This window comes from Hahella sp. NS-SX17 (assembly GCF_057367735.1).
In genome coordinates this window covers 6,696,463-6,716,148 of sequence record NZ_CM170632.1, presented here as the reverse complement: position 1 = coordinate 6,716,148, position 19,686 = coordinate 6,696,463, and the positions used below count along the sequence as shown (strand labels likewise).

General features: G+C 52.6%; 18 protein-coding genes. 12 read left to right on the top strand and 6 right to left on the bottom strand.

Features of this window, described 5'->3' with window-relative positions; genetic code table 11:
- Nucleotides 1–79 precede the first annotated feature (79 nt).
- Nucleotides 80–715: a LysE family translocator gene (locus tag AC2IBB_RS30015; RefSeq protein ID WP_486330331.1), complete on the bottom strand. Its 636-nt coding sequence runs from the start codon at nt 713–715 to the stop codon at nt 80–82.
- 102 nt (nt 716–817) lie between these two features.
- Nucleotides 818–1,450, bottom strand: a complete 633-nt coding sequence (locus AC2IBB_RS30010) for a trimeric intracellular cation channel family protein (protein ID WP_486330330.1) — start codon at nt 1,448–1,450, stop codon at nt 818–820.
- Between the two features lie 178 nt (nt 1,451–1,628).
- Here AC2IBB_RS30010 and AC2IBB_RS30005 point away from each other — a divergent pair, with 178 nt between their 5' ends.
- From AC2IBB_RS30005 to AC2IBB_RS29960, 10 genes are all read left to right on the top strand, one after another.
- The gene (locus AC2IBB_RS30005; protein WP_486330329.1) at nt 1,629–2,357 is read left to right on the top strand and encodes a response regulator; all 729 of its coding nucleotides are present in this window, start codon (nt 1,629–1,631) and stop codon (nt 2,355–2,357) included.
- A 55-nt stretch (nt 2,358–2,412) separates the two neighbouring features.
- Nucleotides 2,413–3,828, top strand: a complete 1,416-nt coding sequence (locus AC2IBB_RS30000) for an ATP-binding protein (protein WP_486330328.1) — start codon at nt 2,413–2,415, stop codon at nt 3,826–3,828.
- Nucleotides 3,829–4,067: 239 nt separating this feature from the next.
- Nucleotides 4,068–5,324 (top strand): ABC transporter substrate-binding protein, encoded by a 1,257-nt coding sequence (locus tag AC2IBB_RS29995; RefSeq protein ID WP_486330327.1) that lies wholly within the window; start codon nt 4,068–4,070, stop codon nt 5,322–5,324.
- A gap of 96 nt (nt 5,325–5,420) precedes the next feature.
- Nucleotides 5,421–6,341 carry a carbohydrate ABC transporter permease gene (locus AC2IBB_RS29990; protein ID WP_148212670.1) on the top strand — a complete coding sequence of 307 codons (921 nt, stop codon included), beginning with the start codon at nt 5,421–5,423 and terminating at the stop codon, nt 6,339–6,341.
- The gene (locus AC2IBB_RS29985; protein WP_486330326.1) at nt 6,334–7,215 is read left to right on the top strand and encodes a carbohydrate ABC transporter permease; all 882 of its coding nucleotides are present in this window, start codon (nt 6,334–6,336) and stop codon (nt 7,213–7,215) included. Before AC2IBB_RS29990 ends, AC2IBB_RS29985 begins: the two co-directional genes overlap by 8 nt.
- A 52-nt stretch (nt 7,216–7,267) precedes the next feature.
- Nucleotides 7,268–8,386 carry an ABC transporter ATP-binding protein gene (locus AC2IBB_RS29980; RefSeq protein WP_486330325.1) on the top strand — a complete coding sequence of 373 codons (1,119 nt, stop codon included), beginning with the start codon at nt 7,268–7,270 and terminating at the stop codon, nt 8,384–8,386.
- A 153-nt stretch (nt 8,387–8,539) separates the two neighbouring features.
- Nucleotides 8,540–9,394, top strand: a complete 855-nt coding sequence (locus tag AC2IBB_RS29975) for a helix-turn-helix domain-containing protein (RefSeq protein WP_486330324.1) — start codon at nt 8,540–8,542, stop codon at nt 9,392–9,394.
- Between the two features lie 234 nt (nt 9,395–9,628).
- Entirely contained in the window at nt 9,629–10,618 is a 990-nt protein-coding gene (locus AC2IBB_RS29970; RefSeq protein WP_486330323.1) for a carbohydrate kinase family protein, read from the top strand.
- A gap of 4 nt (nt 10,619–10,622) precedes the next feature.
- Nucleotides 10,623–11,828, top strand: coding sequence for an AGE family epimerase/isomerase (locus AC2IBB_RS29965; protein ID WP_486330322.1), 1,206 nt, complete (start codon nt 10,623–10,625; stop codon nt 11,826–11,828).
- Between the two features lie 398 nt (nt 11,829–12,226).
- Nucleotides 12,227–13,090 (top strand): helix-turn-helix domain-containing protein, encoded by an 864-nt coding sequence (locus AC2IBB_RS29960; protein WP_486330321.1) that lies wholly within the window; start codon nt 12,227–12,229, stop codon nt 13,088–13,090.
- A gap of 103 nt (nt 13,091–13,193) precedes the next feature.
- Here AC2IBB_RS29960 and AC2IBB_RS29955 read toward each other — a convergent pair whose 3' ends face one another.
- Entirely contained in the window at nt 13,194–13,616 is a 423-nt protein-coding gene (locus AC2IBB_RS29955; RefSeq protein ID WP_486330320.1) for a type 2 periplasmic-binding domain-containing protein, read from the bottom strand.
- Between the two features lie 11 nt (nt 13,617–13,627).
- Nucleotides 13,628–14,794: a hypothetical protein gene (locus AC2IBB_RS29950; protein WP_486330319.1), complete on the bottom strand. Its 1,167-nt coding sequence runs from the start codon at nt 14,792–14,794 to the stop codon at nt 13,628–13,630.
- A 347-nt stretch (nt 14,795–15,141) separates the two neighbouring features.
- On the opposite strand from AC2IBB_RS29950, the gene AC2IBB_RS29945 reads away from it, so the two are divergent.
- Nucleotides 15,142–15,924, top strand: coding sequence for a substrate-binding periplasmic protein (locus AC2IBB_RS29945; protein WP_486330318.1), 783 nt, complete (start codon nt 15,142–15,144; stop codon nt 15,922–15,924).
- 221 nt (nt 15,925–16,145) lie between these two features.
- Here the strand turns inward: AC2IBB_RS29945 and AC2IBB_RS29940 are convergent, their stop codons facing one another.
- Nucleotides 16,146–16,991: a hypothetical protein gene (locus AC2IBB_RS29940; RefSeq protein WP_486330317.1), complete on the bottom strand. Its 846-nt coding sequence runs from the start codon at nt 16,989–16,991 to the stop codon at nt 16,146–16,148.
- 304 nt (nt 16,992–17,295) lie between these two features.
- Nucleotides 17,296–18,288, bottom strand: a complete 993-nt coding sequence (locus AC2IBB_RS29935) for a carbohydrate porin (RefSeq protein WP_486330316.1) — start codon at nt 18,286–18,288, stop codon at nt 17,296–17,298.
- Between the two features lie 706 nt (nt 18,289–18,994).
- Here AC2IBB_RS29935 and AC2IBB_RS29930 point away from each other — a divergent pair.
- Nucleotides 18,995–19,600, top strand: a complete 606-nt coding sequence (locus AC2IBB_RS29930) for an aspartyl/asparaginyl beta-hydroxylase domain-containing protein (RefSeq protein WP_486330315.1) — start codon at nt 18,995–18,997, stop codon at nt 19,598–19,600.
- Nucleotides 19,601–19,686 lie beyond the last annotated feature (86 nt).

The window sequence follows — 19,686 nt, the reverse complement described above, 5'->3', positions numbered from 1 at the left end:
CTGAAACGAGAGGGGCGAGATATCCCGCTCGCCTCGCTCATTTCTTCACTGTGCCCCCTGTATTGTTTAACCGGACTTCTTAATCCCGTGTCGCCGCGAACAGCCGGGCGGCCAAGCCGAATAACACCACTCCCATGACCCGCTCGATCCAGTGTGAGAAACGCTGGAAGACGCGGCGTACGCGTTCTCCTGACAGGAAAAAGCTGAATCCGCAGAACCACAGGGTGGTCGCTATGAACATCCAGCCGCCGTAGACCCCCTGTATCCACTTGGGTGTTTCAGGACTGATCAAGACTGAAAACAGAGCGACGAAGAACAGCGTTGCTTTGGGGTTGAGCACATTGGTGAGAAAGCCCAGACGAAATGACTGCCATAAGGACTCGCTCGGCGCTGACAATTGTTGTGGCTCGTCTGCAGGGGGCTGGGGTTTGGCGCGCAAGCACTGAAATCCTACCCAGATCAGATAGGCGGCGCCGATCCATTTGAGTACGTTGAAGGCGACGACAGATTGAGAAATCAGCAGTCCAATGCCTAACAATGAGTAAGTGATGTGCAGCAGTATGCCTGCTCCAATACCTGTACTGGTCCACAATGCGGGCTTCAACCCTCGACACAGACTCTGGCGCATCACCACGGCGAAGTCAGGTCCGGGACTGGCGACGGCGAGAAGGTGGGCGAGGGCGACAGTAAGAAACTCGGTCCAGTACTCATGCATGGGCATACTCCTTGGATAACTTATGTGCTGGCGGTCAGAAAAGCATAATCGTACGCCGACGCAGAGGATTCAACCCTTTCACCGACCGCTAAAGCGATGCTGCTAGTCCGCCTTGGGACTTTCCTGTTCGTCTTCAGAAAAAAGAAACGCAGGCAAACTGATATTGAAGTACACGCCAGCGAGACGGGAAGCCAGAGTAACCGCCATGCCAGACAACGCGGCGACGTCCGTATCCATGCCGAAAAAGCTCAGCGTCAGATAAAGAAATGAGCCGGCGATCGCTGGCGTGGCGTAGATCTCGCGATGGAAGATCAGCGGGATCTCATTACAGATGATGTCGCGTAAAACGCCGCCAGCGACACCAGTCATAATGCCCATCAACAGGCAGATCTCAAAGCTATGGCCTAGTGCTTGGGCTTTTTGCGTGCCGGCGATGGTGAAAAAGGCCAGCCCGATAGCGTCACAGACTTCCAACATGTGCATAGGGATTCGCTTAAGCCTGACCAGCACGAAAGTGGCCAGGGCTGAGAGAATGCCGACGCCGAGATAAGTTGTATTGGCGATCCAGATTACAGGGTGCGCGTTGAGCACGAGGTCGCGCAGCGTACCGCCGCCCAGGCAGGTAACAAGGGCGACGACTAGCACGCCAAAGACATCCAGCTTTTTATGTCCGGCGACAAGAGCGCCGGAGATTGCGAAAACAGCGATACCAAAGAAATCCAGAAACACGTACATGGAGGCTCCGCAATGGGCTGGTTTGACGAAAAGAGCGCGAATTATACAGATTATGGCTAAAAAGTGAGTAGTTACTGGCCGCATCCGGGACATGCGACACAAGTACAATCCTAACTGGGAAGGCGATAAATTTGTGTTATGATCGCGCTCAGTTTACGAGGTTAAGTTTTAAGCAGCGATGACCCACAAAAACAAGCATATAGTCGTTGTTGACGACGATCTGGAAATTCGGCAATTGCTGAGCCAGTATCTTTCTAAAAACGGTTTTGACGTATCACCGGCGGAAGACGGTGAAGCGTTGTTCAAGCTGTTGGAGGATGAGGCGCCGGACCTGATTATTCTGGACATCATGCTACCCGGTGATGATGGTTTCACTATTTGTCAGCGGTTACGTAAATCCTCCACCGTCCCCATCATCATGTTGACCGCCAATGCCGACGATACGGACCGGATAGTCGGTTTGGAAATGGGGGCTGACGACTATATCGCTAAACCATTCAATCCCCGCGAACTGCTGGCGCGCATGAAGGCGATACTGCGCAGGGTGCAGCCCAAGCAAAACGCGCCTTCCGGCCAGCCCAAGGTGTACCGGTTTGGTAATCTGGTTCTGGACACTACGTCCCGCATGTTGGTGCAACCTAACGGCGACAAGAGCGCCATTAGCGGCGCCGACTACACTTTACTATGCCTGTTTCTGGAAAAAGGCAATGAGGTGTTAAGTCGGGATGAAATTTCCGATGTATTGCATGGGCGCGAGTGCTCGCCGCTGGATCGCAGTATCGACGTGCATATGAGTCGTTTGCGGCAGCGCTTGGGCGACGACGCCAAGAATCCCACCCTGATCAAGACCGTGCGCGGCTCCGGCTATGTCTTAGCGGTTCCGGTTGAGCGCGAATATGGGGATTAAGCGAGGCGCGCGCCGAGGACTGACGCGTCTGGCTCCGCGGTCTTTATTATCGCGCATGGTGATTGTATTAGTGATCGCCGTTCTGGCTGCGCAAGCGCTGTCCAGTTTGATATGGGTGTCGCAGATCAAAACCCGCAATCAGGAAAATGTGCTGAGCATGTCCAACCATTTGGCGTTCAGCATTGCTTCCACTGTTCGCTTCTTTAAATCCTTACCGGTGGAATACCGTCATATCGTATTGGACCAGTTGCGACGCATGGGCGGATCGCGCTTTTTCGTCACCTTCAATAGCGAACTGATCAACATCAGTCCAACGCCGGATACCGATTTAAAGCGATGGGTGCTGGAGGAAGTCGACTCCGTTCTGCAGCGGGAACTGGGACGTCAGGTGGAAATCATTTCCGAGTTTTCATTTGCTGAATCTCTACATGTTTTCAATAACGACATTCGACTGCTGGACCTGCCGCCGGGATGGGGACATCACAGTCTGCTGCTGCATCCCCAGAAAACGCCGATACTGGTGGTGCAGATAGGCTTGGAGAAAGACGAATGGTTATATCTCGCGACACTGCTGCCTACCCCGGATGGGCTTATCGAAGGCGATTATCTGCCGGCCGAGCGCCTCTGGTTTATGGGCATCACAGTGATCCTGGTGGTGTTGTCCCTGTTTGTGTTGGTGCGCTGGTTGACCCGTCCGCTGAAGCTTTTGTCGCGGGCTGCGGATGAACTGGGCAAGGATATAGAGCGCCCCCCGCTGCCGGAAGAGGGGAGCACGGAGGTTGTAGCGGCGGCGCGTACATTTAACGCTATGCAGGAGCGAATTCAACGTTACATTCAGGATCGGGAAACCCTGTTCTCTGCTATTTCCCATGATCTGAAAACGCCGATCACACGTCTGCGTTTACGTGCGGAAATGTTGGACGACGATGGGCTGCGCGGCAAGTTTATTCAGGATCTGGAAGATCTGGACCACATGGTTCACGGCGCTTTGCAATGCGTTAAAGACACAACCGTGCATGAGAATCCTGTCAATATTGATCTGCATTATCTACTACAGCAAATTTGCGAAGGCGCCGACCTGCAACGCAAGAAGGTAACCTTATCCGGTGTGCTGGAGCAGCCGTTCTGGGGCAAGCCTCTGGCGCTCAAGCGCGCGTTCAGTAACATTATCGATAATGCGCTGTTTTATGGACATCAGGCGGAAGTGTTTCTGGAGGACGTGCAGGAAGGCGTGCATGTGGCTGTACGGGATTTCGGCCCGGGCGTGCCTGAAATGGAGCAGGACCGGATCTTCGAACCTTACGTAAGGTTAGAAAAGTCCCGCAATCGTAACACTGGTGGTTCGGGGCTTGGTTTAAGCATCGCCCGCAATATTATTCATGCTCACGGTGGACGGCTGAAAGTCAGGAACCATGAGCAGGGCGGCTTCGTCGTTGAAGTCTGGCTTCCCAGGCAATATAAGGAAGCCTGAGTCTGGCCCGCTGCAAGCTAAACTCCTGTTAATTGTGGCTGTTGGGAAGCTGCAAGGTTTTTAAGGTTTTGTTACATTAGGTTGCTCTATCTTACCCCGCCCCCGTATTTCCCCCCCTATACTGAGTGAACCTTTGAGCGTAATCAGAGGTTTTCAGCCTTCCTAAATATCCCATCGGGAATATTCAATCGGGAATGGCGAACCTTTTATTTAAACAACAATAAACAGTAGGTTTGGTCATGAAACGAATCAAAAAAGCTCTAGCTCCTATCGTTCTTTCTGGCATCGCAGCAGCAACTTCAGCACAGGCGGGCGAAGTTGAAGTTCTCCATTGGTGGACTTCCGGCGGTGAAGCGGCCTCTGTCGCCGTACTGAAAGGCTTGTTGGAGAAAGAAGGGCACACCTGGAAAGACTTTGCGGTTGCCGGGGGTGGCGGGGAAAGCGCCATGACCGTTCTGAAATCACGAGCCGTATCTGGAAACCCACCTGCTGCGGCCCAGATCAAAGGTCTGGAAATTCAGGAGTGGGCGAACCTCGGTTTGTTGGCGAACCTGGACTCCGTCGCCAAAGCCGGGAACTGGGACACACTGCTCCCAGAAGTCGTTTCCAACGTCATGAAATATGAAAATCACTACGTCGCTGTGCCGGTAAACGTACATCGGGTTAACTGGCTGTGGGCCAACCCGGATGTTTTCCGTAAAGCGGGCGTAGGCATCCCTACTACTTGGGAAGAATTCCCAGCAGCGGCTGACGCTATTCAGAAAGCGGGCTTCATTCCGCTGGCGCACGGCGGTCAGGCATGGCAGGACGCCACTTTGTTCGAAGCCATTGCTTTGGGTATGGGCGGCACAGAGTTCTATAACAAGGCCTTTGTTGAGCACGACGCCGACACGCTGAAGAGCGAGAAGATGGTCAAAATCTTCGAAACCTTCAAGAACATGCGCAAGTACATCGACAAAGACGCCGCTGGTCGCGACTGGAACATCGCCACTTCCATGGTCATCAATGGTAAAGCTGCGATGCAGGTGATGGGCGACTGGGCCAAGGGCGAGTTCACTGCGGCAGGCAAGAAGCCTGGCGTAGACTATATGTGTCTGCCTGCTCCCGGCACTTCCGGTCATTTCACCTTTAACATTGACAGCTTCGCTATGTTCAAACTGAACAGCGACGACAATGTCAAAGCACAGAACACCATGGCGCGTCTGATCATGGAGCCGACCTTTCAGGAAACCTTTAACCTGAACAAAGGCTCTATACCAGTACGCAGCGGCATGGCTCGCGACAAGTTCGACAGCTGTGCGGAGGCTTCTATGGACGCCTTCAATGCAGCCGCTTCCACTGGCGACCTGGCGCCCAGTATGGCCCATGGCATGTCCACTACGTCCTACATTCAGGGCGCAATCTATGACGTCGTCACCAACTTCTTCAATGACGATAGTCAATCCGCTAAAGACGCGGTGAACAAGCTGGCGCAGGCTGTTAAAGCAGCTATGTAAACGGCTTGGCGCGCGCGAACTCTCTGGTTTGCGCGCGCAACCCCTATCTCTATCCTAAACTTGCCTTTAACGAGGGGAACCATGAGGGCGATATCCATGGGCGCACACGATCGTCCCGAAGCAACTGCAAAAGCGAAAGGCGGTCTCGCCTGGTTGGAGCGCTGGCTGCCAAAAATGGTGCTGGCTCCAACGTTCGTCATGATGCTGGTCTTTATCTACGGCTACATCATCTGGACGGCGGTCCTGTCTATGACCAATTCGCGTTTCCTGCCATCGTATGATTTTGTCGGGTTGCTTCAATATGAAAAGCTGTTTGAGAACGACCGCTGGTTGGTGGCTTGCACCAATCTAGGGGTGTTTGGCGGATTGTTCATCCTGGTCTGCCTCGCTTTAGGTGTGTTTTTGGCGATACTGCTGGATCAGAAGATCCGTCAGGAAGGCGCTATCAGGACCATCTATCTGTATCCCATGGCCTTGTCTTTCATCGTTACCGGCACCGCTTGGAAATGGATGTTGAACCCTGGGTTGGGACTGGAGAAGGTGGTGCGCGACATGGGCTTTGAAAGCTTCACCTTTGACTGGATCGTGGACCCGGATATGGCGATTTACACACTGGTGATCGCAGCCGTATGGCAGTCCTCAGGCTTCGTTATGGCGATGTTCCTGGCGGGTTTGCGCGGCATCGACAGCTCGATTATTCAGGCGGCGCAGATTGATGGCGCAAGCATGCCGAAGATATATCGTCGTATTATTCTGCCGAGCCTGCGTCCGGTATTTTTCAGTGCGTTCATCATTCTGTCCCATATCGCTATCAAGAGCTTCGACTTGGTTGCGGCTATGACTGGCGGCGGCCCCGGCTATTCCACCGACTTGCCGGCGACCTTTATGTATGCGCATTCCTTTACTCGCAGCCAGATTGGGCTGGGGTCAGCGAGTGCAATGCTAATGTTGGGCGGCGTACTGGCCATCCTGATTCCTTATTTGTATTCCGAGTTGAGAGGGTCCCGCAATGGCTAGTCAAACTGCGCCATCCTCCTTTAATTGGAGTCGTATTAATCGCGGCGTGATCTATGCGCTGCTGCTTACCGCCGCGTTGTTCTACCTGTTGCCTCTGCTGGTCATGGTGCTGACTTCGTTCAAGACCATGGACGATATCCGCAGCGGCAACCTGATTTCTCTGCCGAAGGAGTTTGTCCTCGACGCTTGGTCCAAAGCCTGGAGCGGAGCATGTACCGGCATTCGCTGCGAAGGGGTGGAAAGCTACTTTTGGAACTCGGTTCAGATCGTCGTGCCGGCGGTGTTGATCTCCACTTTTCTTGGCGCATTGAACGGCTATGTTTTCACCAAGTGGAAGTTCCGTGGCAGTGAACTGTTGTTCGGTCTTTTGCTGTTCGGGTGCTTTATTCCCTTTCAGGTTGTGCTGCTGCCGATGGCGCAGACGTTGGGACTGCTTGGTCTCGCCAACTCTACGACAGGCCTGGTTTTTGTCCATATCGTCTACGGCATGGCGTTTACGACCCTGTTTTTCCGTAACTTCTATATCAATATTCCAGGGGAGCTGGTGAAAGCCGCGCAACTGGATGGCGCAGGTTTCTTTACTATCTTCTGGCGTATTTTGCTGCCTATTTCCGGCCCGATCATCGTTGTGACGATCATTTGGCAGACCACGCAAATCTGGAACGACTTCCTGTTCGGCGTTGTCTACGGCAGCGGCGATACTCAGCCGATCACGGTTGCGTTGAATAATCTGGTCAACACCTCTACCGGTGTGAAGGAGTACAACGTGCACATGGCTGCGGCGATTATCGCGGGTCTGCCCACCCTATTGGTTTATGTACTGGCCGGCAAATACTTCGTCAGAGGACTGACCGCCGGGTCTGTGAAAGGCTAGGCGCGCCGCCGCCTTTCACGCAAGAACACAGACAGTTTCGAGGTTAACTTAAATGGCTGCATTAGAAATTCAAAACGTTCGTAAGACCTACGGCGGAAAAACGGAAGTCCTGAAAGGTATTAACATCAGCATCGAAAACGGTGAGTTTTTGATCCTGGTTGGTCCATCCGGCTGCGGTAAATCCACCCTCATGAATAGCATTGCGGGGCTGGAGGAGATTACTGACGGCGCAATTTGCATCGGCGGCGAAGATGTTTCCGGGCGCAGCCCGAAAGATCGCGATATCGCCATGGTATTCCAAAGCTATGCGTTGTACCCGAGCATGAACGTGCGCGACAACATCGCGTTCGGTCTGGAAATGCGGAAGGTGCCTAAAGAAGAACGTATGCAGGAAGTTGAACGGGTAGCGAAGATGCTGCAGATCGAGCACTTGCTGGATCGGAAGCCTTCCCAGCTTTCCGGCGGCCAGCGTCAGCGTGTGGCGATGGGCCGTGCGCTGGCGCGCAAACCGAAAATCTACCTGTTTGACGAGCCTCTGAGTAACCTGGACGCCAAGCTGCGTGTGGAGATGCGGACTGAGATCAAAAAGCTTCACCAAAACCTGGGCACCACCATTGTCTACGTTACTCACGATCAGATCGAAGCCATGACGCTGGCGGACCGCATAGCGGTCATGAAAGACGGCGTCGTGCAACAGTTCGGCACGCCCCAGGAGATTTACGATGAGCCCGCCAATATCTTCGTGGCGGGTTTTATGGGATCGCCGGCGATGAACTTCGTTCCTGTGCAGATCCTAAACGAAGGCGGCGGTCTGGTGGCGAAGGTTACTACCCGCGACGGTCGTACTTACAGTCTGCCCTTGGGCGAGCGTGGCGACTGCCTGTCCGGTTACGTCGGTAAACAGGTCACCCTTGGTTTGCGTCCTGAACGGGTGACCCAGGTCAATCCGCATGAAGTGGAGCGTCCTGACGTCATGGTGCTGGAGGCGGAGATTGAAATGGTGGAGCCGACCGGGCCGGACACTGTGATGCACATTCATCTGAACGGTACTGAAGTCAGCTGCCGGGTCGCGCCGGATAGCGCAGGAAGGCTGGGTGAAAAAATGAACCTGATGCTGGACTTGTCCAAAGCCGTCTTCTTCGATGTCGACACTCAAGCTCGCATCGGTTAGAGCTTTTTAACCCGGAGCGCTGCTGCGAATCAGGCTCCGGGCGTTTTTTGCGTTCACAGATAAATATTAAGCCCAGGGCGCATACTGAATACCATCAGTAATGGCTCCACGGGCGTGCTTTTACCTGAATAAAAATAATTAGGGGGTGAAGCGATGATTGGTCATTCCTTTGGCCGTGACAGCCATCCTTATGGTTTTGAGCTGGAAGGCGAGCGCCACCGGCCGGAAGCCATGACGACGGCGCATCAGCACAGTCATCTAGAAATTCTAATACTGACCTGCGGCAGCGTTGAGATGCTGTATGGGCAACAGACTCTGAAATTGTTCGCCGGGGATCTCTTGTGTTATTCCGCGCTGCATTTTCATCAGTTCGGCGTTGTTAGCGACGATGCGGTGGCGTACAGCTTCCGACTTCCTCTTTTCGCCCTATTCAATCTGCAGCTATCCTGCGGCGTCAAACAACAGTTGTTTCATGGCGTTCCCTGTCGCGCTCGTTGCGTGGGGTTGGCGGACGACAAGGTGCTGGAGCGCTGGCTGTCTGAGCTGAAGCTGCGCGACCCTGCGTTGGACGATCTTATTCTGGATGAGATCACTCTATTGTTGCGCCGTCTGTTCAAAGACGCCTGTTACACGCCTCTGGATCAACAGATTGCGGGCGTGTCCGGGCTCAAAGTCAGTCAGCATATTCCTGTGATGCTGCAGTTCATCAATGATCATTACCACTCGTCTATTAATGTCTGTGACGTGGCGGATCATGTCGGTTTGCACAAGAATTTCGCCATGACTTTGTTCAAAAAGACCTTGGGGATGTCGATTCTGGAATACCTGACGACTCTGCGTGTCCATCATGCTCGTCGTATGTTGCAATACACTGGCGAGCAGGTGACGCAGATCGCTTACGCCAGCGGTTTTTCTTCCGTTACCCGATTTTATGAAGTCTTCGCGAAATACTTTGGCGAGTCGCCGCAAAAGTATCGGAAAAGCTGTGCTTTGGTAGGAGACGCCTGAAACGAAGACCTGTATAACCAGGGCATTTTCGGTGATATTAATCAGGCGGACGAATAGCTTCCTTCTATTTGTCTGCAACGACAGGGCCGGCGCATGTCAGGCTCTGTCAGCCGTCGCGCAGGCGCATTCATACGCCTGGCTTTTAACATGCCAATGTCATTGCCATGTTAATAAATCGATCGCCGACTTCGACCTATAATGTTTAGCCCCGGAATGAGTTAGTGGAATAAAAATATGAGCACAGTCGTTTGTTTTGGTGAGGCTCTCATCGATTTTCTGAATATCGGGCAGGATGAGGAAGCGCCTCTGCGTTTGCGCAAATTCAAGCAGTTTCCTGGCGGCGCGCCGGCCAACGTGGCGGTAGCCATCGCCAAGCTGGGAGGCGAAGCGCGTTTTACGGGGCAGGTAGGGGAGGACGAGTTCGGACGTTTTCTGGCCCTGGCTCTGCAGGAGTATGGTGTGGACACAAGCCAGCTGTTGCGTCACCCAACAGCGAAGACGGCTCTGGCTTTTGTCATGCTGGATGACTCGGGAGAGCGAACATTTTCTTTTTATCGCGACGCCACCGCCGACATGGTTTTACAGGAGGAGCAGGTTGTCCCGGCTTGGTTTGAGGGGGCTTCCGTCTTTCACTATTGCTCTAACACACTCACGACCTCATCGATCGCCCGGGTGACTGAGACGGCGCTAAACAGGGCTAAAGACGCGGGCTGCGTAATCAGTTTCGATGTCAATCTGCGCCATAATCTGTGGGCGGCGGGGGGCGCGGATAAAGCCGTAATCATCCGCCTGGCGGCGGCTTCGCACTTATTGAAGCTGTCTCTGGATGAACTGGAATACCTCGCCGAAGATGGCGACGCCGAGGGGCTTTGCCAGCAATGGTTACAGCAGGGGGTAAAGCTGATTCTGATAACGGACGGCGGTAACCCTATCCGTTATATTTCTTCAGTGTTCTCCGGAGAGGAAGCGACGCCCCCTGTGCGGGCGGTGGACACCACGGCGGCTGGAGATTCGTTTATGGGAGCGGTGTTGTTTGGGTTGTCCAAGTGCGACGACCAGACGGCGTTGCTCCATTCACAACAACAGGTCGCCGCGCTGGTGCGTTTTGCGTCTCAGTGTGGGGCGCTAACGGTCAGCCGGCAGGGGGCTTTTCCGGCGCTGCCGGTATGGTCTGAAGTCAGTCGGTATTGGCAGTTAAATGTGGGAACTGAGAGTCGGAGCTGAGTGAATGAATTTCAAGAGCAGGGAATTCTTGACTGCGCACAGTCGGGAGATATTGGATTTCTATCTACGTGCGGGTCTGGACGAAAACGGTGGCTATTTCCAAAATTACTATGACGATGGTCGCGTGTTTGCGCCTGGAGATAAACATCTGGTCAGCAGTTGCCGGATGACGTTTAATTTTTATCAGGCGCACCAGTTTTTGGAGGTTCGCAGTGAAGAAGAGCGGGCGCTATGGCTGAAGTGGGGCGAACACGGGCTGGCCTATCTGCGCCACGCGCACAAGCGTGCGGATGCGCTGGGTTATGTGTGGACGTTCAAGGATTACCAGCCAGCTGACTTGGGGCAGTATTGTTACGGTTATGCGTTTTTGATTCTGGCGTTTTCTGCGGCGGTGAATGCGGGAGAAGACTCTGCGCGGGAGGACCTTTACGCCGTTTGGGAACTGATGGAAGAGCATTTCTGGCAGCCGCGGCAGGGGCTGTATGCGGATGAGATCAGTGCAGACTGGGATTATGTGTCGGACTACCGTGGTCAGAACGCCAACATGCATGCCTGCGAGGCGATGATCGCCGCCTATGAGGCGACCTCAGATCCGCGTTTTCTGGCGCGGGCCGTTCAGCTGGCGGAAAAAGTCGTGCTGGAGCTTGGAGAAAAGTCCAGTGGACTGGTGTGGGAACACTTTACTGAGAACTTGGATATCGATTGGGACTACAACAAAGACGACCCGAAGAACCTGTTCAAGCCATGGGGCTTTCAGCCTGGGCATCAAACTGAGTGGACCAAGCTGCTCTTGATGCTCGCCCGTCATAGCGATTTACCCTGGCTGACCTCCAAAGCCCGCGAGCTGTTCGATCAAGCAGTGGAAGCCGCCTGGGATGAGCATCAGGGAGGTTTGTTTTACGGCTTTGCTCCAGATCGCCGTATTTGTGATGACGATAAATATTTCTGGGTGCAGGCGGAGAGCTTCGCCGCTGCGGCGTTGTTGGCGAGGGCGACGGGCGACGAAGGCTATTGGCGCTGGTATGAACGCCTTTGGGAATATGCCTGGGAGCATTTTGTGGATCACCAGCATGGCGCCTGGTATCGCATCCTTAATGCAGACAACTCTAAAGTCACGGATAAAAAGAGTGAGGCTGGCGCTAAGTGTGATTACCACTCATTGAACGCCTGTCTGGAAACATTACGTGTTCAGCGCGCCTCGTCAGTCTGACGAAGTGGTCAAAAAATATAGGTAATATTTCTTTCTTTTTTGAGATGCAAATATGAAAAAAGCCGCTTTCTCTGAAAAAGAGAAAAGCGGTTTTTTTATGGTTTTCTTAAAGTGTGAAGCTATGTATTGGCTAAAAAAAGGATGTGTTGTTGTTTTTTTGCTCACACTGTAGTTAGAATGTGGAACTGTAAAAGTGAAGTAAAAAAACAACAAAAACTAAAAATGCCCCCAGCTGGAACGCAGTAAGCAAGAGATACTCTGGCAAGTAAGAAACAGTTGAGTCAGATCGCTTTGAAAATTTTATTCCAATAATTTATTTCTCGGAATACATTTGTCAAAAATTCGATACTGCTGAGTAGTCTCGCTTATTCCTGAATAAAAATAACACGGGGAAAGCAATGAAAAGTCCTTCCAGTCACAACAGACGTGACGCCAATACGCACACTGACGCCTCTGGGGCGCTCAGCTTTCATTTTGGTGAGCCTGAGATCATGGGAGGCTCACATCAACACTGCCATCTTGAAATCAACATACTGTTAGCCGGCGCCATGAGGTTGAGTTATCTTGACCAGATATACGAACTCAATAGCGGCGATGTGATCTGTTTTTCCGCCTTGCATCGTCATCAACTGGTTTCTGCAAGTGAGCAAGCGTTATCGCTGCAGTTGCGCCTGCCTTTGTTTCTGCTCACTGAAATGTGCGCGAATGAAATGTTTAAACATTTACTGATTCGCGGGACGCCTTATCGCTCCAATGCATCGGACTTATTGTCCCTCGATGCCGTAGAGCGTTGGGTGCAGGAACTGCGCTGTATGGATGGTCCGCTGCAGGATCTGGTGCTGGATGAGATTACTCTGTTTCTGCGTCGCATGATCATGCGCAATCCCTGTAAGTCCAGTCAGGCCGCCAGTTGCGGGGAATACCGCAGTCGCCATTTGCATCACGCTCATGGCATGGTGGAGTTCATTAACAGTCATTATCGAACGCCCATCACGATTGCGGATGTGGCGGATGCGGTTGGGCTGCATAAGAATTTCGCCATGAGCGTGTTCAGAAAAGCGGTGGGAATGTCTGTGCTGGAATATCTCACCGATTTACGGGTCAACCACGCGCGCCGCCTTCTTTTGTATTCTCAGGATCAGGTGATTGAGATCGCCTTCGCCAGCGGCTTTTCTTCAGTCACCCGATTCTACGAGGTGTTCGCCAAGTACTTTAACGAATCGCCGCTCAAGTATCGAAAGCAGCACGCAGACTCAGGTTGAAGCGCCTTCTCGATGTCGGTTGTATTAATGATGGCGGGCGCATGGGTGACAACGGTATGGAATTAGCCTGGAAAGCCAGTTGATATCTGCGCCTTTGGCTACGTCAGTATCTCTGCACGGCCTTAACCGTATCGTCCAGCTCCGCAGCGGATATAAATCCGACGTAGTTGGGGTTCTTCGCCACGAGCTCTTTAATGTCCTGATTGCTGGAAGCCGTGACCATGGGAGCGGCTTTGCCAGTAAACACGAGTCTGGACCAATAGGAGAGGAACTGTCGGGAGCCTTTGTTGACGACTTTGGAGCAGAACTCTTCAAACAGTGCTGAAGAGCTGTCGATGGAGACAATAGTCACTTTCTCTCCGTTGGGTAAAAAAGCCTGCTTGGCCAGGAAAAGTTTTTGAATGTCTTCATTGCTCAAATCAAGATTCGCCTTGGGGTTTACAATGACGGCGACTTCAGCCTCAACCGCCTGCGCTTGCAGGAGCGGGTAGACGAGAGCAAACACGATAGTGGTGATTCTTAACATGTTGGCGCTCCTTAAAAGACGAAACTGATCGCAGTGCTGAATATTTGGGTGTTAATGCGATTAGGGCCGTCCTTCTCATAGTTTAATTTGCTGAAGTCGAACTTTAGGGAAGCGCTGTGATGAAAGTCGTAACGTAAGCCAATAGTAATGGCCTTATTGTCCTGGTCCGTTCCCTCTATTATGTTTTCCAACGTCGAATAGACCGAATCGGACTCGGACACTTCATCAAGTATTTCTCTTCTCGGGCTGGTGTCGAAAACCTCATAGGTGAGGTGGGGCGTGAACTTGCCCATTGTGTAACCGACAGAGATGTAATATCCCAGCGGATCGGGAAAAATGCTGTCTTCAATTTCTGACTTGGTCACTTCCGCTATAGCGAAAAAGTTATCGTATTCCACTTTTAACGAGACGCTTCCAAAGGCGCCGCGATCGTCATTGGCGCGAATGGCGTCGGCGACTTCTTCGGAAACCGTCGGACCGGATGGCGGTGGAGCGTCAGGGTCTTCTGGGGGGAGGATGGCGTCCAGGCCGGGCGCAATAGCGGGAATAGAGAGTTTCGAGCGGAAGTAGGCGAAGCGCATGCTGATCCAGTCTATGCCAATGCGCCAGGAGCCGCCGTAGACGAATTTTAGATCCACCTGCCCGATAGGAATGTCTTCCCGCACGGAACCGTAGAAGAAGTTTAATGTTGAGTCGAGTTCACGTATTTGCGAGGCGTAGGTGATGTTCAGGCCGTCCAGATTGTTGAATAAGGGGACATAAACAAAGGGGGGCGGTCTGACCCAGTGGTAGGCGTAGCCGATATCAATCGTATCGCTGTATTCAAAAAAAGGCGTTCTGAAGCGTCCCGCCTTGATGGTCCAGTTATTGTCGATCGCGTATGTGACATACGCCCATTCGAACTCGGCGTTATGGTCTTCCGAACCGCGAGCGATCACTTGCGCGGTAGCGGAAAGGTTGTCTCCCATATCGCCGCGGACCTGTAGGCCAATCAGAGATTCATTCTTGAAGTTGATATCGTCGTCGTAGAGAAAATAGGGCTTTTCGTCATCGAAGGTGGTGGCGGCCACGATATTGCCGAATCCGTTGATATGAATTCTATTGTTGTCGGCTTGAGCGGGACTTACGAGAGACAGCGTGGAAATCGTAATGCCTATACAAGACTCTTTTATTCTCATTGTTTTAACCCTGCTTTCCTTGGGGGCGTCATTGTTATAATGAGCGTCTGGCGTTCACGATGTTACGGCAGGAGGCGTCACAGGCCTGTGGCGCGCCGACATCCGGTCGTCAGTAGTCGCCAGCGCCCTTGAGGGCTCTTATGGATGGCTTCGGGCGCTTTCCCTAAGGGTAGTTGCGGCGGTAAAAATATCCAGCTTGGCGCTACGGACTCATTGCCCCGTATAGCAAGTCAGGCGTTGGACAAGCCTGAGGCGGCTTACTAATCTTCTTTATAAATGCTGTCACTCTTATGCGGGCTGTCAGGGATGAGCCTGACGTCTTGTCATTTCAAAGCGGTATGCGACGAATGTCTTCACTGAAGCTGGCGAGCCTGGCGCTGCTGACCTGTGCAGGGTTGTCCCTGCGGGAAGTCTGCGCTGAGAACCTGCAACTGACCTTGGCCGCCGCCGAGGAAGTCGAGCCTTATGTTTATCATTTGGATGACGGCAAGGCGGCGGGGATCGATTATGAGATTGTGTCTGAGGCATTGTCCCGGGCGAGTGTGAGTTTCGAGCTGAAAAGCTATCCCCGACCTCGCATTACGCTCATGCTGGGGCAGGGGCATTTGGATGGTCTGCTGACCACCACCGGATATAACGACAAAGATACGCTCAACGCCATGTGGGTATCCTCTCCGCTATATACATCAACGGTATCTGCATTCGCCCTGAAAAAACAGCCAGAGCCCGGAGCAGGCGGCGCTGTCAATGATTTGAAAAATTGTAGTCAGGCGGGAGTATTGCGCGGTTTCAATTATCGTTTTCCCAGTCTGGACATGACGCACTTCAAGAGCGTGGTGGAGGTGAATGGCGCGGAGCAGTTGGTCAAGCTGACTATGTATGGCCGCGTAGACTGCGCGATAACGGAAGACATTACCTTCATGTATCAGGCGCGCCGACTTGGCTATTTCAGTGACGTGACCATCGTTGCTGAAGTCGTCAATCGTCCAGTGGTGATTGCTTTGTCGCGACATCTTGTTGACGCCAACGAGGGACTGGATACACGCATCAATCAAGCGATCGAGGACTTGAAGTCCCGTGACGTCGTCGACAATATCATCATCAAATATCTGAGTCTCGGAGCGCATTGAGACGGCTGACAGTTGGTGAATGCAGCAAGCATTGTTAACCCCTCGGTCTATCGCTGCACAGGTGCAGACCCTGTCGCTGGAGTCAAATAGAAGGAAGCTATTTGTCTGCCCGATTAATAGTTATTTATTGACGCCTGCGAAATAAAAAAACCGCCTGGAGAAGTCTCCGAGGCGGTGAGGCGAGTCCGGTTAAGGCAGATTTTTTTGCTGCTAGGGGAGCCTCAGTTCGCGCTGGTTAGCGGGGTTGGTTGGTCGGATAACGTTGTCTCTTCACGAAGAGTGAGTTCGGTCAGGCTTTTCTTGGCGGTGCGCACGTAGCTTTCTATCAGCCGATAGGAGGCCTGTTGCTCCTCAAACTCATTCAGCAGGCGACCTATGACGCCCATGATTTGATGTTCTTTGTCTCCATTGAGGCCCATGCTGAGAATGGCGTTCTGAATGGTCCATTTCAGGTCTGCGACTATCTGAATGGTGTAATCGCTGCGCGTGTTTTCGATGGCCATGATGTCGTCCAGCAGGTTAAGCGTGCGCTCGACATTCCGCTGGTTCTGTTTCTCTTTATGCTGGCTGGCCAGCGTTTCATCGTTGATCTTTTCCATCAGTAAGCTGACGACGCTGGCCAGTCTGGAGAGATTGTCGATGTATTGGTCCCGCTGCTCTTCCGTTAATGTGACGCAGAGCGTGAAGCAGGGATAAATGACCGCCCAGTAGTGCTCATGATGGATCATGCGAATCGTCTGTTGCGATAAGTGGGATATGATTTTCTCCTGAGCGAAAGAGATGAATGAGTCGCTGCTGAAGATATAACTGCGTACAGGCAAGTCAATTTTAAATACATAGGAAAGGTTGCTATGAGCCAGGGCGCGCTGTACGGAGGAGGCTATCTGTAGTGGGTCCTGGGTGTCCTGATAGTCTTCCAGCAAGTCAATGATCCGCCCCAGCTGGCTGTTGGAGCGAAGCAGAAACATGCCCATTTGGTTCAGGCTGCAGACCGAACTCTCCAGCTCGTTAATCTTGTGCTTGTCATAAATGATGTCATTGAGCTTGACCACTTTTGAGAAGACCATTGCGCACCCCCTACGCTGTGTGGTTGAAAGTATAACTTTCCCATCGGGAACGGCGGGATGCGTAGGGCTACTGAAATAATACCTGGAAGCTGCGTAGTACTACGTAAACAAAGCGGCTTTGCTCAGGAGGCGAAAGGAGGCGAAAGGAGGCGAAAGGAGGCGAAAAAGCCGGAGAACGTGCGCAAAAAAGCGTGAAGCGGAGCCGCCTCCAACTTCACGCTAAAGATGCGTAAACGCAAAAAAGCGCCGCACGTGGAAGCGGCGCAATCAACACAGAAAGGAAGGAACGAGAGTGGCCTTTCTTCTAGAAAGTGTAGTTAATGCGAGTCCTTATTTTATTGAGGTCGTCGTCTCCGCCGTCAGTCAGGTCGTCCGCTTTGGAGGTAGAGCCTGCAAAGGTGATGCTGGCGTTTTCAATATTGAACAAAGGCAGAGTGTACGCCACGTAAAGTGTGGAGACAGTTGGGTCTTCGTCTGCATTGATATCGGACACAGAGTGCACGAGGCCCAGGCCAAAATTACCGTAGGTGACGTTAGCGCCCAGACTGGTGACCGTATTGTCGTTTGAGTCGTCTTCGCCGCGGGCGGCGTTCAGGTTGATGCTTGCTCCGCCCAGATTAATGTTGCCCGTTAATGCGAATCCTGACTTATCCACTTCTGTCGTGGAGTCGATATCATAGCTCAGAGACTCATAACCCGCAGTGATGCTGAAGCTGTCCGCCGCGTAGGTGACGCTTGGGCGGAAACCGGAAAATGAAGTAGTGTCATCGCCATCGTCGCCACCGGCTGTCGAGGCGTCTCCCCAGATGGTCGCCAGCTCGAAGCTCAGGTTAGAGCCGGGGCGAACATGAAGGGCGAACTGGCCGCCATCGTCACCTGCGCGACCACGAACCATATTGGCTTCGTAAACAAAAGCGCCCTTGCCGCTGCCGGCGTGCGCGACAACCGTATCTTTACCCAGCGGGAACAGGTTAACGGCTTCAAAGCGGCCGGCCTGCACATCCCAGGTTTCGTTACCGAATTTCACCCACATGTCGTCGGTGGCGGTATCGCCGTTTTTCTTCAACAGGCCTGATCCCTTGCCTTCCACAAAATAACCATTGAGTTCGGTTTTGCCGGTCACATTCACTTCAATACGGCCGCCTTGTTCGAAGGTAGTGTCGCCGTCTTTGCTGTCGATAATATCGGTGTCCAACTCAATGTTGGCGCCGATGCCGAATTCCGCGTGTGCTTGTGAGATACCCAGCGCAAGGGAGACCGCCAGAGGCAAAGTCTTCATGAAATACTTATTATTCATAAATGCCAGTTTCCTGTTGTTGTTTTCTCTGTTGAGATGTGCGCCTGTGGCGCGGCTTTCCAGATCAATCCGCACTATCGGTAAATCTAACCGGCATTGCGGTCGGAAAACTTAAGGTAGCTTCATCCTAAAACGAGAAATCTCCCGCCGCTTACGCGAAAAATAAGAAATATTACGAAATAGTAAGATCCTGGTAGGCCATATGGCCGGTATTTAATGGCGATAAGTCGTAAAAGTGCGTTGGTTTAGCAAAACGCCTGAGCTGCAGGGGGGATTAGACGGGGCTGACACCGTCACAAGAGGTTCAGGGGGCTGTCCTCCTTCATCGACTTCGACCTGTTTTGGGTTTATCCAACAGGATTTTTACTCCGACATGAAGCGCCGGGACTGTGAGCATTCGTGGCGATGGGCGCCAATATGCTTCTCTGTGTAACTCTATGTACGGGTAACGGTTTATTCCTCTGGGAACAGAGGGGATGTGTTTATATACAAGGAGTTGGCCTTTAACAAAAAGTTTCCATGACCTATTTCTCACTTTGCAAAGTATGTGTCTATATTTTAATCAAGTTGAATGCTTCTGGAGGAAGTGACGAAGGATGGGATGCTTTTTCGGCTTGTGAAGTTCTGGGAGAGGCTCCCGACGGCGGTGGCGCGTCCGTATGGAAGCTGCTCTCTGTTTCAGGCTGGCAGTCAAGGGTGTCGTATTATGAATGAAGTGGGTCGTCATAGTGTTCCCAATGCCTATTGCGCGCGTCTTCCCGCGAGTTTTGACGTACGTGGACTGTTGCGTGATCTGGAGATGTTGCTGCTGACTTTGTGGGAAGGCAAATTCAGCGCCTGTAATTTTGATGACGGCTGGGATGCGTTGCCTGTAGATGCTCTGATTGGCGGGGCTGGCGCGTCGGCGTCCTGGCGCAAAGGGGAAATGCGGGGGGTGCTTGAGTATCTGCAATGCCCATTGGTGTCCGCCAGAATCATGCGTTTGAACCCGGGAACGGTGATTGCTAACTATCAGTCTCTGAATCCGGTGGGTAGAGAAGGCGTGGTGCGGTTACAGGTCCCTATTTCTTTAAGCGAGGGTTTGTCCTTTCGTATTAATGAGACTTTGGCGCAAATGGCGGAGGGCGAAGTCTGGTATTTCAATCCCGGGTTAACTCAGTGGGTTGAAAATGAGGGCGGGGAAGCCTCGGTCTATCTGGAGGTAGACTGTGTCCTCAACGACTGGCTGCATACGGAAATCAATCGCGCCAGCTTGCCCAGGCTGGAACAGGCGGATGCGGATATGGGGGCTTATTACGGCTATCCAGCCTAGTTATCGTCAACGTCGAACTGCTTTCTGCTGCATTTTAAAACGCGCCCTTTCCGAGGGCGTTCAGGCATGCGCATTGCGTTGCGCAA